This window comes from Paenarthrobacter sp. NPDC089675, from assembly GCF_044749185.1.
Taxonomy (GTDB): Bacteria; Actinomycetota; Actinomycetes; order Actinomycetales; family Micrococcaceae; genus Arthrobacter.
On the sequence record NZ_JBIVHM010000004.1, the window covers coordinates 153,501 to 168,628 of the forward strand.

Sequence of the window (15,128 nt, forward strand, 5' to 3'; positions counted from 1 at the left end):
AGCCGGGCAGGACGGATGCACTCCGACCTGCCCGGCTTTTGTTATTCCCGGCCGGCTAGTCCGGCCACCCCAGCCGCTCGAGCCGGCTGCGGGCCGCCAGTTCGCTGGGGCCGCGCCGGCCGAGGGCCAAGTGGACGAAGCCCAGGACGATCTTCGCCGCGGTGGTTGCCGGGAGCGGTACCGGGCCCAGCCGGGCGCGTTCCAGACCGAGCAGCCCGCGGTACTTGGGTTCAAGGCTTGCAACGGCGGCAGCGAACAGTATTCGGTAGCCGGGCCGCAGCAGGGGGCTGAGCGGGGGATGGCGGATGAAAGCAACGGTTTCTGCGAGGCGTTCGTCCGAACGGAGCACCCCGGAGGCATGCCACTCCTCGATTTCCCGGTGAACGGACGCCTCAGTGAGTGGCGGATACTTCACGCCCATGAGGCGCCCGGCTGTGGCCCACTCGTGGACGTAGGCGTCGGGACCGCCCGGGATGGGCCCGCCAAAAATGCGATGGGCCGCAAGGAACGAATCGGCGTAGGTTACGTGCACCCATCGCAGCAGTTCGGGGTCGTTGGCGGAATAGTCGCGCCGGACCCCGTTCCCGTCCACATACGAGCCGCGGACGTGCTCGTGGATCTTCCGGACCCGGCCACTCGCCGCCTCCGCTGCCTCAGTGGACCCATAGGTAACGGTGAAGATCCAGCGGATGGTGGTGGCGAGCCGGCCGAGGGGATCGTCCTTGAATCCGGAGTGCTCGTAGACGCCGGCGAGTGCTCCTGGATGCAGGGCCTGCATCAGGAGCACCCGGATTCCGGCGACAATCGTGGACATTGAACCATGAACGGCCCAGACCGCCGACCCAGGAAGGTAATATCCGGCGTCGTTTCCTTCCGCAAGGCGCGGCACCCACTCCGGTGGTGTTCCGGACGTTCCCGTGAACGTCCGCTGGAGTTCATGGCGGTAGTCGAGGAGATAGTTCCTCATGACTTACAAATTACACGCGGTTCCTTCGCTTGGCAGGTGCCGCTGCCACCAGCAGGGCGGCGATGGCGACGGCGGCACTCAGGATGAGTCCCGGTCGGTACTGGTCCAGCATGGCCTGTGCGCTGACTGTCCCTTCCGTGTGGCCATGTCCGCTGACCAAGGCTGTGGTCACCGCGAGGACGAGGGCGGCCCCCACCTGCGTGCTGGTCTGGATCAGGCCCGCTGCCAGGCCCTGTTCCGAATCCCTGATGCCGGCCGTGGCTTGCACGTTGATGGATGGGAAGGCCAGGGCGAAGCCGATGCCCAGGAGGACAACAGAGGGAAGGATGTCCAGCGCGTAGTTGGGTGTGGTTCCCACCCGCAGGAAGAGGACGTAGCCCAGGCCGAGGGCTGTGAGTCCGGTGAGGATGAGTTGCGTGGCTCCGAATTTCTCGATGAGCCTGTCAGCAAACGGCGCACTGGTGGCCACCAGCAGTCCGGCCGGCAACAAGGCAAGGGCCATCCCCAGCGGGGTCCAGCCAAGCACCGACTGCAGGAACATGGTGACGATGAACTGGAAGCTCAGGTACGAACCGAACAATCCGACGGCGCTGAGGTTGGCCCGAGCCACCCAGCCTTCCTTGAGGATGCCGAAGCGGATGAGCGGGTGCTTCACCTTGTTCTCGATGATCGCGAAGGCTGCCAATACGGCGGCGGAGACTGCGAATCCGGCGATTGTTGCCACAGATCCCCAGCCCTGTTCGGGTGCGGAAACCAAGGTATAGACCAGGCCGAGCATGCCCAGTGCAAGGGTCACGGCGCCCCAGATATCGTGCCCGCTGTTTTCGGCTGACGGCTTGTCTTTCGGGATGAACCTGATGCCCAGCAACACGACCACCACGGCGATCGGGACCGAAACCAGGAACGTCCAGCGCCAGCTGAGGCTCGTCATGAGGCCGCCGACCACCAGTCCAAGGGAGAAACCGCTGGCGCCGAAGGTGGTGAAGATGGAGAGCGCCTTGTTGCGGGCGCGGCCCTCGGCAAAGTTGGTGGTGATGATGGAGAAGCCCGTGGGCGCGGTGAAGGCTGCGGCGAGGCCCTTCACGAACCGGGTGGCGATCAGGATGGCGGGATCGTCAACCAGCCCACCCAGGAGGGACGCTGCGGCGAAGACCGTGAGGGCAATGAGGAAGATACGACGGCGTCCCAACAGGTCTGCGAGCCGCCCACCGAGGAGCAGCAGGCTTCCGTAACCGAGGACGTAGGCGGAAACGATCCATTGGAGGGAATCGGTACCGAGGCTCAGTTCATGGCCGATGGAGGGCAGGGCGACGCCGACCATGGAGACGTCCAGGCCGTCGAGTGCAAGGACGGTGCAAACGACCATCAGCAGAAGCCACTGCGCCCGCGTCCAGCGCACGGCCGAAACAAGGGCATCGGCAGGTCTTTGAAGAGTGGTGGGTGATGTCATGCGACCAATCTATATGACGCGTCATTCAATGACAAGGAATATGACGCATCATCTTATGACGTGGATTTGAACGCCGTGATGAACTAGAATCTGAACATGGCAACGACGCGCGACCGCCAGCTTGTTGAGCATTGGCGCAGCATCCAGGACTCCTACTTCCGCACTGCAGGAGCCCTCGACCGCGCACTGGAAGCGAAGTTCAACATTGGCCTGAACGAGTTCGAGATCCTGGACCTCGTGGCCGAAAGCACGGATGCGGCCTGCCGCATGAAGCAACTGGGGGAGCGCACCCCCATGACGCAGAGTGCCGTGTCCAAGGTGGTGGATCGGCTCGAAAAGGCCGGCTTGGTCTCGCGCCAAACCTGTGCCGACGATCGCAGGTCCCTCTTCCTGGAACTCACCGACGCCGGCCGGGAACTGCATGCTTCCGCCGCTGTGGAGCACCGTGCATTGCTCAAGGAAAACCTGGCCTGACCGGAGCACGCCCAAACCTCAAGATTCTTGAGGAAAAACTGAGCCAACCTTTCACTTGCAGGCAACCTGGAAGCCTTTATTTTCACCCTGAGACCGGCAACAATGGTGCATGCACGCCAGGCTGGGGTTTGGTGCCGCTGGCTTTTGGGGAGTGTTTTTGTGGGCAAGCATCATGAATCAGACCGGGTAGCAATCCTGGTGCGCACCGAGGGTTTCCGCCGCGTTTTCTACGCCGCGACCCTCGCGGTGGTGGCGTTCTTCGCATTCGGGTTCCAGCCGCTGACTTCTGCGTCGTCCACTTCGCTTAACGGTGCCTCGGCACAAGGCGTGGTGGGACCGAGCGCCCTGGGCAGCCTCACTCCGCCCGAAGCCGAAACGCTGGTGCTCGACAATCTGCCGGAACCTCCGCAGCAACAGCCCGGCCCGCCCATGGTTTTCTTCGACCGTGCCGTTGTCCGCGCCGTGGGCGCGGATGGTTCCGGGTCGCTGACCGTTGCCTCTGCCGGGCTGCCGCGACCTCCCGCAGGCTTCTTGTATGCGCCGCTCGAAGTGCTCAACCCGAGCTCGCCCTACGGCTACCGGTACAGCCCGATCACCGGGTTGCCGGGTGAATTCCACTGGGGCCAGGATTACGCCGCCCCCTGCGGAACCCGGGTCTACGCCGCCGACGCAGGCGTGGTGAAAGCCGTTGGCTGGCACATCTGGGGTGGTGGCAACCGGGTGGAGATCGAGCACGGCAACGGACTCGTGACCACCTACAACCACCTTCAGGCCATCGGGGTAACCCAGGGGCAAACCATCAGGGTGGGCCAGGTCATCGCGGAAGTCGGCACTACTGGTTGGTCAACAGGCTGCCATCTCCACTTCGAGACAATCGTCAACGGCCTCCACACCAACCCCAACCAGTGGCAGCTCCTGCCCATCAAGCAGATCGATCCCCTGCAGCCGATCACCATGGTCAGCTACCAGCCTGGGGTTGGTACCGGCTCGAGCACGCCCCAGTGGGCCGTTCCCATCTCCGACGGCACTAACCGCGCCGTGATCGGCGGGGAACACGAAGAGGACGTAGCGCCGCCCGTCTCCTTGACCCCCGCCAACCCGGGCACTTCCAGCGGCACGGCCGGTTCGCCGAGCAGCAGTTCGCCTGGCGCCACCACGCCGGGGACGCCGACGGCCACTGCCACGCCGAGTCCGACGGCGACTGGTACGCCTACGCCGTCCGCTACCGTCACGCCGAGCCCGACGGCGACTGGTACGCCTACGCCGTCCGCTACCGTCACGCCGAGTCCGACGGCCACGCCTACGACGCCTGCCACCACACCCGCTCCAGCGGCCACCACAGCGCCCGCTACCCAGCCGGCCATCGCTCCTCCGGCGCCTGCCGTCGTCGTGCCTCCGGCCACGGCGGCTCCGGTTCCCGCCGTGGTTGCACCCGCTCCGGCCGTGGTTGCACCGGCCCCGGTAGCAGTGGCTCCGGCTCCGGTGGCGACCCAGCCGGCCGCGCCTGTTGCCCCGAGTCCGGCGCCGACGCTCGCGGCTACGCTGCCAACGGTGGTCCTGCCGCCTGGATACGTCCTGATCGCTCCGGGCCTGGTCCGGAAACCCGACGGCACCACAGTGCCGCTGTCCAGCCTCATCCTTCCCACCCCGTAGGGCAGTGAAACGCAGCTACCCTGCGTTTCATGGCCTCGCGGAAGCTCCCGTAAGCTCGAATGGCGGCGATCCCGCCGGCCGACGACGTCAGGAAGCGATCCATGAGCACCCTTTACAGCATTCCCCTCACCTTCAATGACGGCACGGAAGCCGACTTCGGCAGGTACGAAGGGAAAGCAGTGCTGGTGGTCAATGTCGCTTCGAAGTGCGGTTACACGCGGCAGTACGCCGGGCTTGAAGAGCTCTACGGAAAGTACCGCGCCGAAGGTTTGGAAGTGCTGGGCGTTCCGTGCAACCAGTTCGCCGGGCAGGAACCGGGAACGGACCAGGAAATTGCGGAATTCTGCGAACGCAATTTCGGTGTCTCCTTCCCGCTGACCGCCAAGGCCAATGTGCTGGGGAAAGAGCAGCATCCACTTTTCGCCGAACTCACCCGTGACCATGCGGGCGAGCCGGTGAAGGTGAAATGGAACTTCGAAAAGTTCGTCATCAGCCGCTCCGGAGAGTTGGTGGCACGGTTCCCATCCGCGGTGGAACCCGACTCCGAAGACCTTATGGAAGCAGTGGAAAAGGCGCTGGCGTAAGCCATCAAAACCAGGAAGGAGGAAGGTAATTTTCCAACATTCCGCCGGGAGTTAGCCGGTTGTTGGCTTTCTGTCTGGTTGGATTGGTCCTACTGGGGTTGACACGGGAGGCGCCGTCTCCCACTAAACGCTAAGGCAGCTATGGAGCTCATCGAGGCCGAGTACCCGAAACCAGGTCACGTGCTGTTGCACCTGAGTGATCTTCACCTGGTCGAAGGGCCCGGCACGCTGTACGGATCCGTAGACAGCTCTGCGAGGTTGCAGGAGATCTGCGACCAGATCGTCGCTTCCAGGCTCAAGCCCGAAGCCATCATCTTCACCGGAGACCTCGCGGACAAAGGCGAGCTGGAGGCATACAAACGCCTCCGGGACATGATCGAACCGGTCTGCGAGGCCCTCGGAGCCAAGGCCATCTGGGCCATGGGGAACCACGACAACCGGGCCAACTTCCGCTCCGCCTTCACCGATGCCTCTGAGAAGAGCCGGCCTGAGGACCCCGTGGACCGCAGCTACTTCGTCAACGGGCTGCGGATCATTACCCTGGACACCACGGTGCCGGGCTACCATCATGGCGAACTGTCCGAGGACCAATTGGAGTGGCTCGCGGGCGAGCTCTCCACGCCGGCCCCGGACGGAACCATCCTCGCCCTGCATCACCCGCCGGTGCCTTGCGTGCAGGACCTCGCCGTGTTGGTGGAGCTGCGTGGCCAGTCCGAGCTTGCCGCCGTCGTACGCAATACGGACGTCCGCAGCATCCTTGGCGGTCACCTGCATTACTCAACGACGGCGAGCTTTGCCGGCATCCCCGTCTCGGTGGCCTCCGCGACCTGCTACACGCAGGACCTGGGCGTCCGTGCAGGAGGCCAGCGTGGGCGGGACGGTGCGCAGTCCTACAACATGGTCCACGTGTACGAACACACGATTGTGCACTCGGTAGTGCCGATGTCCGGCGGAGTGACCGTGGGCGAGCCTGCGGACGCCGAGGAGGTCCAGCGGCGGCTCGCCGCGGCCGGCATCACCATCCCCAAGCACTCCCGGACCAGCAGGACCAGCAAGCCCCGCGTTACGGTCCCTCCCCAGGGGGCTACTTCTCCCAGGGTGCCTTGACCGGGAAATACTTTTCGAGGAAGTCCGTGACCAGTGCCGCGCGTTCGTCGGCGTGGACCTCCGGGAAGCTGCCGTCGTTGAGGCAGAACAGGTCCATGTTGCGCTTGGCCAGCAGCTTGGGCAGGTAGTGCAGGCCTGACCACATGGTGGTATCGACGTAGCGGACCTTGGCGTTCTCCTGCGTAACCGCCCGTCCGGTGAGGAGGGCGTAGTAGTGGTAGAACGAGTTTGTCACGGAGATGTTGTCGGCGGCGCGGAAACGGCTGGCCGCGGTCTTTGCGAACTCGGCCGGGAACTCCTGCTCCATCTGCGCCACTACGCTCCGGCGGATGGGAGCCGCGGTGTGCTCAAGGTGCCGGGTGGTGATCCGGCCGAAGCGCTCCCACAGCAGCTTCCGGTTAACCCTGGCAGCGTTTTCGAAACCGCTGCGTTCGGCGTCGTTTTCGCCCAGACCGATCCTCGTGTTCGCTTCGATGAACTTGGTGATCCCGCCCGGGGTGAAGAACATGTCCGGGCCTACGGGACGGCCAAAGAACATGTCGTCATTGGAGTAGAGGAAGTGCTCCGAGAGCCCGTCGATGTGGTGGAGCTGGCATTCGACGGCCTGTGAATTGTGGGTCGGCAGCACCGAGGGATCGGCGAAGAACTCCTCGCTGCGGACAATGGTCACCTTGGGGTGCTCCGCCAACCATGACGGAGCAGGGGAGTCCGTGGCGATGAAGATCCGGCGGATCCAGGGCGCGAACATATGCACCGAGCGCAGGGCGTACTTGAGCTCGTTGATCTGCCGGTAGCGGGCCTCGTTGTCGTCACCTTCACCGAGCACGGCGTCCGCTTGCTGTGCACGCCGTGCCGCGATGTAGGCCGGATCGGTACCGTCCACCCACGAAAAGACGATGTCGACGTCGAAGTCGATGTCGCTGGCGTGGTCCGCGAACATGTTCTCGATGGTGGGCCACTCCAAGCCGTGACGTTGCACCGAACCACGGACGGCATCCTGCCGCAACAACGTCCGGCGCGTCAGGGAGTTCTCCACGGGCAGCTCCAGCCGGTCCCCGTCGAACCGCCACAATTCCAGCTGCACACCCAATGCCGGTCCGTACCAAAGGCCGCCTTCGGTCTCCACCCGGGGACGATACAGGCGGAAGATGCGGGACTTGCGGTTGGCCGAAAGCTCGCCGTCAGCCACCAGCACAGAGGTCTTCTTCTTGGCGTCCACGGTCATGGAGTAGAACGGCTCGTTCTTAAACGCTTTCACCAGGGCGTCGCGTACGGATTTGCGCGATTCCCAGTCGACGGCGATTACGGGCCTCTCGTCGTTGCCGCGCACCAGGATGAAATCGACGCCGGCCTCGTCCAGGGCGCCACGTACGGCCAGCAGGTCCGCCACCATGGCCTGCTGCGGCGTGAGGTCCTGGTTAAGCAGCGCGTACCGCCCGCGGTGACGCACGACGTCGGGCCTGTGTTTGAGGTGGGCGACGACGGCGGGTGACACCGCTTCGGTGATCGCGTCCTCTTCAACGGTGGGGCTGCCGTGGTAAACCTGATCGACCTGTACTTGAGTGATGGCTGTTCTCCGTGATCTTCCGGGTTTTGGATGCGGGGGGGTGGCCGGCTAGATGGCGAGGGCCTCGCGCCAGCTGCGGAGGAAGGCTCCGCCTGAATCGTTGTGGATGACGTCGTCCGCCAGCCCAAGGTCGGTGGCGGTCAGGATGGTGTAGGGCTTCACGGGGACGCCGTCGGCCGGGCGGACATCCACGTGTTTGACGTCATGGTCGTTATGGTGGAGCCAGTCTGCCATGGCGTAGTCGGTCCGGGAATCACCCACGGTGCGCCACGAAACAGGGGTGATACCTTGCGCCGCCAGCAATTCCACGGCACGGCTGGCTCCGAGGTCCTTGCCGAGCCGAACCGACTCGATGTCCGTGGAGATGATGGTGGGATCCAGCCGGTAGTCCGCCGTGTCGTCGGATTCCGGCGCGTGGTGGTCCAGGAGGGCTGCGTTCAGGCCGTGCCGGTTCATGATGTCCAGGGCGTCGGCGTCGAAGAGCTTCTGCTCCGCAAGGTAGTCCTCGCTGGCTACGTCCAGGTGCTGCTCCACGGACACCATGGCCCGCTTGGTTTCGTCAAAGAACATGTGCGACGAGTAGTCCTCCGCGACCAGCCTCCGGATATCGTCTCCGTAGGCTTTGGGCACGGCGAGTTCATGGTCAACGTGGATGGGCCCCGGGCCTGCGGCCGTGTAGCTGAACCAGACTGCGCCTTTCTCGCAAATGGCATGGACCACGGTATCGGCAGGCATTCCCGCGGCGATCATGGGCTGCATGACCTGCTCGGCGATGAAGGCATCCGAACGCCCGGTATTGAAGATCACCGGGATTCCTGCCGAGGCCAGTGCCACCAGGTCGGCGATGATGTCCGGTTTGACGTCCCGGGTAACAGGGCTGGCGATGGGGCCATCGACGTCGAGCAGGAGCGCGAGCGCCGGGGCTTTCCGGGCAGTGCCTGGGATCGGTTCAGTCATGCCACCATTCTGTCAGTCCCGGCGGCCTGCTCCACAGCTGTGACGCACGGCGAAGGATAGTCACCGTTTGGCTACAACCTGCCTGTGCCGGGGCTCACAAGTTCCGTTAGCGCAGGAACTTCCATAGGCTTGCAGGGTGATCTTCAAAGCTGTGGGCGAGGGACGCCCGTACCCTGACCATGGATACACTGCACCGCGTGACTGGGCAGCCCTCCCGCCACGCCCGGTAAGGCTTGATGAGCTGGTAACCACCAAACGGACCCTGGACCTGGAGGCGTTGCTGGCCGAGGATTCCACGTTCTTTGGTGACTTGTTCCCGCACGTGGTGGAGTACCAGGGCGTGATGTACCTGGAAGACGGGCTGCACAGGGCCGTCCGGACCGCCCTGCACCAGAGGACAGCGATCCACGCACGCGTATTGGTTATCGATGGCTAAGCAAGGGCGGCGTCCCAAGGATGTGACGCAGCTGCACGGCCACCATGTGGTGACCGGGGACGAGCTTCGCGCGACGTTCGCCGAAGACGAAGAAGCCAAGGGAAGCGGGTTCGGGCGGCGGGTCTTCCACGCGATCGTCCTGGTCCTCCTGGTGGGGGTGATTGCAGCCGGCGCCGTGGGGGCGTGGGCGGTCATGAACGGCGTCATCAAGGTCCCTGTTGCCGTTGCCAGCAAGGCGCCCGCAAGCCTTTGCCCCACCACCACCTTCGACTACGTCCCCAACACCACCGTGACACTGAACGTCTTCAATGCCACATCCCGCGGCGGGCTGGCCCGCACCGTGGCGGATCAGTTCGCGGCGCGGGGCTACAAGATGGGTTCAGTGGACAACAGCAATACCGCCTACTCGGGCGTCGGCGTCGTCATTTCCGGTGTCAAGGGCCAGGCGGCAGCCTTCAACGTCCAGCGGAACCTTGCCGGGACGGACTACTACCAGGACAACCGTGAGGACGAGTCGGTGGACGTCGTCCTCACGCCGGGTTACGAGGGACTGGTGGCGCCGGAGCTTGTGGATCAAACTCCCGGAAAGCTCAGCTGCCCCCGTGAGGATCTACGGATTGCCGATAATGCCAAGTGGCCGGTGATCCCCACCAACCCGTCCGGGAACTAACCGGCGAGTGCGTCGCTCGCCCCGTTACGGACCGTACCGCCGCGGACCGGCCGGCCGGTGGCATCGAATTGTGCTCCGGCACCCAGCTGGATAAACCGCACCGTTTGGGCTGTGGCGCTTTCGACGTCGGCGAGCGGCGCCGGGACCGGAGCGTCGCCGTCGGGCGTCCGGTTGCGTCGGGCGGCACTGGCGGAAAGCGTTCCGTGGATGAGCCGTGCCAACTGCGCTACATCAATGTCCGGAAGGTAGCCCTGGCGGACGCCGTCGTTGAGTATGTCCTCCAGCAGGACGTTGAGCTCGCCCACGTGGTCGGCGAGCTTCGCGAAGGAGCCGGGGGAGAGGACAGCTGCCATGGCGGGCCCGGGAGGCAGGTGCCGGCGGCTAAGGTCCTCCACCTGCGCACGGACGTATAGCGCGAGGCGGTCCACGGGGTTTTCCAAGGCGGCCAGGGATTCGCGGAGATCCACGATGAACCGCTCTGTCTCATCCAGGGCGTACGCGATGAGGAGCTGTTCCATGTCTGCGTAGTAGTTGTAGACAGCCGTGCGGCCCACGCCTGCGTGCCGTGCGACGTCGGTCATGGTGAGCCCCGGTAGGCCATGGGTGAACAGGAGCTCCCCGAAGGCAGTCAGGATCCGTCGTTGGGTCTCGGCGCGTTGGGCAGCATTCGTGGCGGCCGTGATCCTTGGCATATAGACACTTTACCGTGATCTGTCAGCAAATTGCGCCGGTTTGCGCGCGTGTGGTGCTTGGCGGCCGTTCAAATCCGGGGTTTTTGGAATGCTACTCGCGTAGCATCGGGGGAATATCAATGGTCCACAAAAGGGTGAGGGGGACTGTTGCGGGCAACGGTCAAGGATGTAGCGCGTCGTGCTGGGGTTTCGCCGAAAACCGTCTCGAACGTCATGAACGGGATCGTGCCGGTTAGTGAATCGACGCGCCTGCGGGTTGAACAGGCCATGCTGGAACTCGACTACGTTCCCAATCTGTCAGCCCGTGGGCTGCGGAACGGTCGCTCGGGCGTGATCGGATTGGCGCTGCCCGACCTTGCTACTCCTTTCTCCGCCGAGCTTGCACACCACATCGTGGAGGTGGCCCACGGGAAAGGTTGGAACGTCCAGATCGAGGAAACCGGCTCCGACCCGCACCGGGAGCAGGAGTTGATGACCCGCGCCAGGGCCCAACTGATCGATGGCCTGATCCTCAACCCGGTGGTGCTGGACGAGAGTGCAGTAAAGGTGGGGGTATCCCTGCCGCCAGTGGTGCTGCTGGGCGAAGTGACCCAGCACCTGGCGGACCGGGTCTACGTGGACAGTTTCGGCGCGGCCCGTGATATCACCCTCGCATTGGCCAGGCCCGGGCGCAGACGGATAGCCGCGCTGGGAGTCAACCGGGGCCGGCATTCGTCCACAGCCATCCACCGGGCCGCCGGCTATGAAGCCGCCCTGGAATCGCTGGGCATCCCCGTGGACGACGACCTCTTGATCCGCTGCGAAAAGTGGACGACAGAATCGGCTGCCTCGGCGCTGGGCGAGTATTTGGACGCGCATCCCGTCCCGGAGGCCTTGTTCTGTTTCACGGACTCTCTGGCGCTGGGTGCCCTTAACGAATTGTGGAAGCGCGGCTTGCGCGTGCCGGATGACGTTGCCGTGGCCGGGTTCGACGACATCGCCGACGGGCGCTTTGCCGTACCGCCACTCACCACGGTGTCCTTCGACAAGCGCGCGATCGCATCCGAAGCGATCCGTTTGCTGACGGAGCGCATGGCCAACCGGGGGCGGCCACAACAGGTCGTCCAGCTGGGGTACGCGATCGTGGAGCGGGCCAGTACCGGGAGTTAGGAACTCCCGCCGTTGATGTGAGTGGATCTTTGAAAAATGTTTGCGCTAACAATTGTCTCTTGCTCTGTTCATTACATCGTTGTAATGTGAGACCTGCGTCACCGTCGGGCCACCCTTTACCCGGGTACGGGATGCACCGGAACCGGAATGTGCGACGAAGCATTGACCTTTCAGCGGACCCTTCCAAAGGAGTGACGGGTGAAGCAGTTTGAATCCTTGACCGGGAGAAGTTTGTCCCGGAGACAGCTATTGACGGGCTCGGCGCTGCTTGGCGGCGGCCTTCTGGCCTCCGGCCTCACGGCTTGTGGCGGACCCGCCGGAGCGGCATCGGTGCCCACCATCAACTTCTGGCATCTCCTCTCCGGTGGAGACGGCACCAAGATGCAGGCCATGATCGCCAACGCCAACAGCGCCAATCCGGGCTTCAAAGTCCACCCCACGGTGCTGGCCTGGGGTGCGCCCTACTACACCAAGCTCGCCATGGCGTCAGCAGGCGGACGGCCGCCGGAAGTGGCCATCATGCACGCAAGCCGCGTGCCCGGATATGCCCCCGGAGGCCTCATCGAGCCCTGGGACCTGGGCCTGCTGGCGGAGCACGGCATCACGCCGGAGAATTTTGCTCCGCGCATCTGGGAAAAGAGCCAACAAAACGGAAAAGTGTTCTCCCTGGCACTGGATTCCCACCCCTTCATCATGTTCTACAACACCGATATCGCGGGCAAGGCCGGGCTGTTGGAAAGCAATGGCCAATTGCGCGATGTGAGCTCACCGGCGGAGTTCAAGGCCGTGGCGCTGGAGATGCAAAAGGTCACCAAATCCCACGGCTTGTCTTTCGGCTACCTGAACCTCGGCGCACAGATGTGGCGTCTGTTCTACACGCTCTACAAGCAGCACGGGGCCGAGATCGTTGTGACTCCGGGGCAAGCCATGCAAGCGGACCGGGACGCTGCCATCGAGTCGCTGGAGTTCATGGCCTCCCTGTTCGACGACACCATCGCGGCGAAGGGCAACGACATCAACACGGGCATCGCGGAGTTCGTCCGGGGTGACTCGGGAATGCTTTTCAGTGGCGGTTGGGAACTGCCCACCATGAAGAAGGCAAAGCTGCCCGTTGATGCGCTCACCATTCCCACTCTCTACGGGACCCCCGCTTCCTACGCCGATTCGCACTCGTTCGTCCTCCCACGGCAGCTCGCGGTCGATGAGGAAAAGCGCAGGGACACCTACAAGTTCGTCAGCGACATCCTCAAAGGTTCGTTGTCGTGGGCCGAGGCGGGCCACATCCCCGCGTACCAGCCAGTGGTGCAGTCACAGGCCTATAAGGAGCTCACCCCGCAAGTCCACTACGCCAACGCGGCGGACATCATCGCTTACGACCCCGAGGCCTGGTTCAGTGGATCCGGCTCGGACTGGCAGAACTATTTCGCCGAGTTCATCCAGAACGTACTTCTGGGACGCAGCAAGGCGCAGGACGGGTGGGACGGGTTCGTGGCCCGCACCAATGACCTCCTATCCCGTCCCAACCCGGTCTGACCGGCACCACACACCGAGCGACAAAGGAGTCCTTCATGAGTTCCTCTACTGTGTCCCGGCAGACCCGCCAAGCACGGACACCAACTGCACCCGGCATCAAGGCCGGCCCCACCCTGCGCAGGAGCAGGGACAACGTGAGCGGTTGGGCCTTCGCGGCCCCGTTCCTCGTGTTCTTCCTGGTCTTCCTCGTTTGGCCCATCCTGTATGGCTTCTACATGAGCCTGACAGGAAAGTCCCTCACCGGCGCCAACGACGCACTCATCGGTTTTTCCAACTATTCCGAAGCCTTTGCCGACGCCGGAATGTGGCGTTCCCTGGGCAACACCCTCTATTTCACGGTGATCAGCACGGTGCCGCTGGTGCTGATTGCACTGGTCATGGCTGCACTGTTGAACATCGGCCTTCCGGCCCAGTGGCTCTTCAGGCTTTCGTACTTTGCCCCGTTCCTGCTGGCTTCCACGGTCGTCTCATTGTTCTTCGTCTGGATGTATAACCCGCAGCTTGGCCTGATCAACGATTTCCTGTCCAAGTTCGGCATCCCGAAGATCGGGTGGCTCAACGATCCCAATGTGGCCATGTGGTCAATCGTGATCGCGACGCTTTGGTGGACGGTAGGGTTCAACTTCCTGCTCTACCTGGCAGCCATGCAAAACATCCCCGCCCAACACTACGAAGCGGCATCGCTTGACGGTGCCGGTGCATGGCGGCAGTTCTTCTCCATCACGCTGCCGCAGCTCACCCCCACCACGGTGATGATCGTTCTGCTTCAGATCCTCGCCTCGCTGAAGGTGTTTGACCAGATCTACCAGATGACCTCCGGCGGCCCGGGTGGATCCACCCGTCCGGTGGTCCAGTACATCTTCGAAACCGGGTTCACCGGATACCGGCTGGGATACTCCGCAGCCATCTCCTACATTTTCTTCGGACTGATCGTGCTGGTTTCCGCCCTGCAGTTCGTCGTCACCCGTCGCAGGAGCGCATAGCCATGGCAACTACAACCCTCACCCGTTCCATCCCGAGCACCGGTTCCGGCCAGGTTATCCGCAAGCCGCGCAAGAAACTGACTGCGGGCAAGGTCGTCGCCGTCGTGGTGGCCGCCGTCCTGGCCGTTCTCTGGTTGGTTCCTTTCGCCTGGGCGACTGTCACCGCCTTCAAGTCCGAAGCGGACGCCTCAGCGTCGAAGGTCAGCTGGTTCCCGCCGTCGGGCTTTACGTTCGATGCCTTCGCCAGCGTGTTCCAGGCCGGCAACATCCCGCTCTGGACGTGGAACTCGCTCTACACCTCGGCGGCCATCACCCTCATCACCCTGGTGATCTCCGCCCTGGTGGCCTATGCGTTGTCCCGGATCGAGTTCAAGGGCAAGAAGGTGCTGATGACGGCCATCATCGCCAGCATCATCGTGCCGCCGCCGGTGCTCATGATCCCGCTCTTCTACCAGATGCTCGCGTTCAAGATGATCGATACGCCGTGGGCCATCGTGCTGCCGCAGGTGATCCACCCCGCCATGGTGTTTGTGCTCAAGAGGTTCTTCGACCAGATTCCGCATGAACTCGAGGAAGCGGCGGTGATGGACGGGGCAAGCAGGCTCAGGATTTTTGTGCAGATTATCCTGCCGTTGTCCCGGCCGATCCTGGCCGCCGTCGCAATCTTTGTGTTCATCGGTGCGTGGAACAACTTCCTGTGGCCGTTCATCTCCACCAACGACGACGGCCTTCTGACCCTTCCCGTGGGCCTGCAGACCATCAAGAGCGCGTATGGCGTGCAGTATGCGCAGAACATGGCGTCGGCACTGCTGGCCGCGCTGCCGCTGATCGTCGTCTTCCTCTTCTTCCAGCGCCAGATCATCAAGGGCATTTCCACCACCGGGCTTGCCGGCACCTGAGACCCGC

General features: G+C 63.6%; 15 protein-coding genes. 10 read left to right on the top strand and 5 right to left on the bottom strand.

The window, feature by feature from the left end:
- Positions 1 to 55 precede the first annotated feature (55 nt).
- Both ACIPY2_RS10760 and ACIPY2_RS10765 read right to left on the bottom strand, forming a co-directional pair.
- A complete protein-coding gene (locus ACIPY2_RS10760) occupies positions 56 to 967 on the bottom strand; it encodes an oxygenase MpaB family protein (RefSeq protein WP_400266372.1) in 912 nt (303 codons plus the stop codon).
- A gap of 10 nt (positions 968 to 977) precedes the next feature.
- Positions 978 to 2,417 carry an MFS transporter gene (locus ACIPY2_RS10765; protein ID WP_400266373.1) on the bottom strand — a complete coding sequence of 480 codons (1,440 nt, stop codon included), beginning with the start codon at positions 2,415 to 2,417 and terminating at the stop codon, positions 978 to 980.
- 96 nt (positions 2,418 to 2,513) lie between these two features.
- On the opposite strand from ACIPY2_RS10765, the gene ACIPY2_RS10770 reads away from it, so the two are divergent.
- From ACIPY2_RS10770 to ACIPY2_RS10785, 4 genes are all read left to right on the top strand, one after another.
- On the top strand, positions 2,514 to 2,891 hold the full coding sequence (locus tag ACIPY2_RS10770) for a MarR family winged helix-turn-helix transcriptional regulator (RefSeq protein ID WP_400266374.1): 378 nt from the start codon (positions 2,514 to 2,516) through the stop codon (positions 2,889 to 2,891).
- Between the two features lie 159 nt (positions 2,892 to 3,050).
- Positions 3,051 to 4,544, top strand: coding sequence for a M23 family metallopeptidase (locus tag ACIPY2_RS10775; protein WP_400266375.1), 1,494 nt, complete (start codon positions 3,051 to 3,053; stop codon positions 4,542 to 4,544).
- 101 nt (positions 4,545 to 4,645) lie between these two features.
- Entirely contained in the window at positions 4,646 to 5,128 is a 483-nt protein-coding gene (locus ACIPY2_RS10780; RefSeq protein WP_400266376.1) for a glutathione peroxidase, read from the top strand.
- Positions 5,129 to 5,269: 141 nt separating this feature from the next.
- A complete protein-coding gene (locus ACIPY2_RS10785) occupies positions 5,270 to 6,235 on the top strand; it encodes a phosphodiesterase (protein WP_400266377.1) in 966 nt (321 codons plus the stop codon).
- Here the strand turns inward: ACIPY2_RS10785 and ACIPY2_RS10790 are convergent.
- Positions 6,213 to 7,730, bottom strand: coding sequence for a stealth conserved region 3 domain-containing protein (locus ACIPY2_RS10790; protein WP_400266378.1), 1,518 nt, complete (start codon positions 7,728 to 7,730; stop codon positions 6,213 to 6,215). The two genes, ACIPY2_RS10785 and ACIPY2_RS10790, sit on opposite strands and share 23 nt — an antisense overlap.
- Before the next feature lie 120 nt (positions 7,731 to 7,850).
- Entirely contained in the window at positions 7,851 to 8,759 is a 909-nt protein-coding gene (locus tag ACIPY2_RS10795) for a hypothetical protein (protein WP_400266379.1), read from the bottom strand.
- A 136-nt stretch (positions 8,760 to 8,895) separates the two neighbouring features.
- Here ACIPY2_RS10795 and ACIPY2_RS10800 point away from each other — a divergent pair, with 136 nt between their 5' ends.
- Complete coding sequence (locus ACIPY2_RS10800) at positions 8,896 to 9,195, top strand: type II toxin-antitoxin system VapB family antitoxin (RefSeq protein ID WP_400266380.1); 300 nt, start codon at positions 8,896 to 8,898, stop codon at positions 9,193 to 9,195.
- 22 nt (positions 9,196 to 9,217) lie between these two features.
- Positions 9,218 to 9,865: a LytR C-terminal domain-containing protein gene (locus ACIPY2_RS10805; protein WP_400266381.1), complete on the top strand. Its 648-nt coding sequence runs from the start codon at positions 9,218 to 9,220 to the stop codon at positions 9,863 to 9,865.
- On the opposite strand, the gene ACIPY2_RS10810 is transcribed toward ACIPY2_RS10805, so the two are convergent.
- The gene (locus ACIPY2_RS10810) at positions 9,862 to 10,557 is read right to left on the bottom strand and encodes a TetR/AcrR family transcriptional regulator (RefSeq protein ID WP_400266382.1); all 696 of its coding nucleotides are present in this window, start codon (positions 10,555 to 10,557) and stop codon (positions 9,862 to 9,864) included. The two genes, ACIPY2_RS10805 and ACIPY2_RS10810, sit on opposite strands and share 4 nt — an antisense overlap.
- 147 nt (positions 10,558 to 10,704) lie before the next feature.
- On the opposite strand from ACIPY2_RS10810, the gene ACIPY2_RS10815 reads away from it, so the two are divergent.
- The 4 genes from ACIPY2_RS10815 (at position 10,705) to ACIPY2_RS10830 (ending at position 15,121) form a co-directional block, all read left to right on the top strand.
- Positions 10,705 to 11,706, top strand: a complete 1,002-nt coding sequence (locus ACIPY2_RS10815) for a LacI family DNA-binding transcriptional regulator (protein ID WP_400266383.1) — start codon at positions 10,705 to 10,707, stop codon at positions 11,704 to 11,706.
- Positions 11,707 to 11,904: 198 nt separating this feature from the next.
- Complete coding sequence (locus ACIPY2_RS10820) at positions 11,905 to 13,239, top strand: extracellular solute-binding protein (RefSeq protein WP_400266384.1); 1,335 nt, start codon at positions 11,905 to 11,907, stop codon at positions 13,237 to 13,239.
- A gap of 35 nt (positions 13,240 to 13,274) precedes the next feature.
- Entirely contained in the window at positions 13,275 to 14,222 is a 948-nt protein-coding gene (locus ACIPY2_RS10825) for a carbohydrate ABC transporter permease (RefSeq protein WP_400266385.1), read from the top strand.
- A gap of 2 nt (positions 14,223 to 14,224) precedes the next feature.
- Positions 14,225 to 15,121 carry a carbohydrate ABC transporter permease gene (locus tag ACIPY2_RS10830; RefSeq protein WP_400266386.1) on the top strand — a complete coding sequence of 299 codons (897 nt, stop codon included), beginning with the start codon at positions 14,225 to 14,227 and terminating at the stop codon, positions 15,119 to 15,121.
- The last annotated feature ends 7 nt before the right edge of the window (positions 15,122 to 15,128 follow it).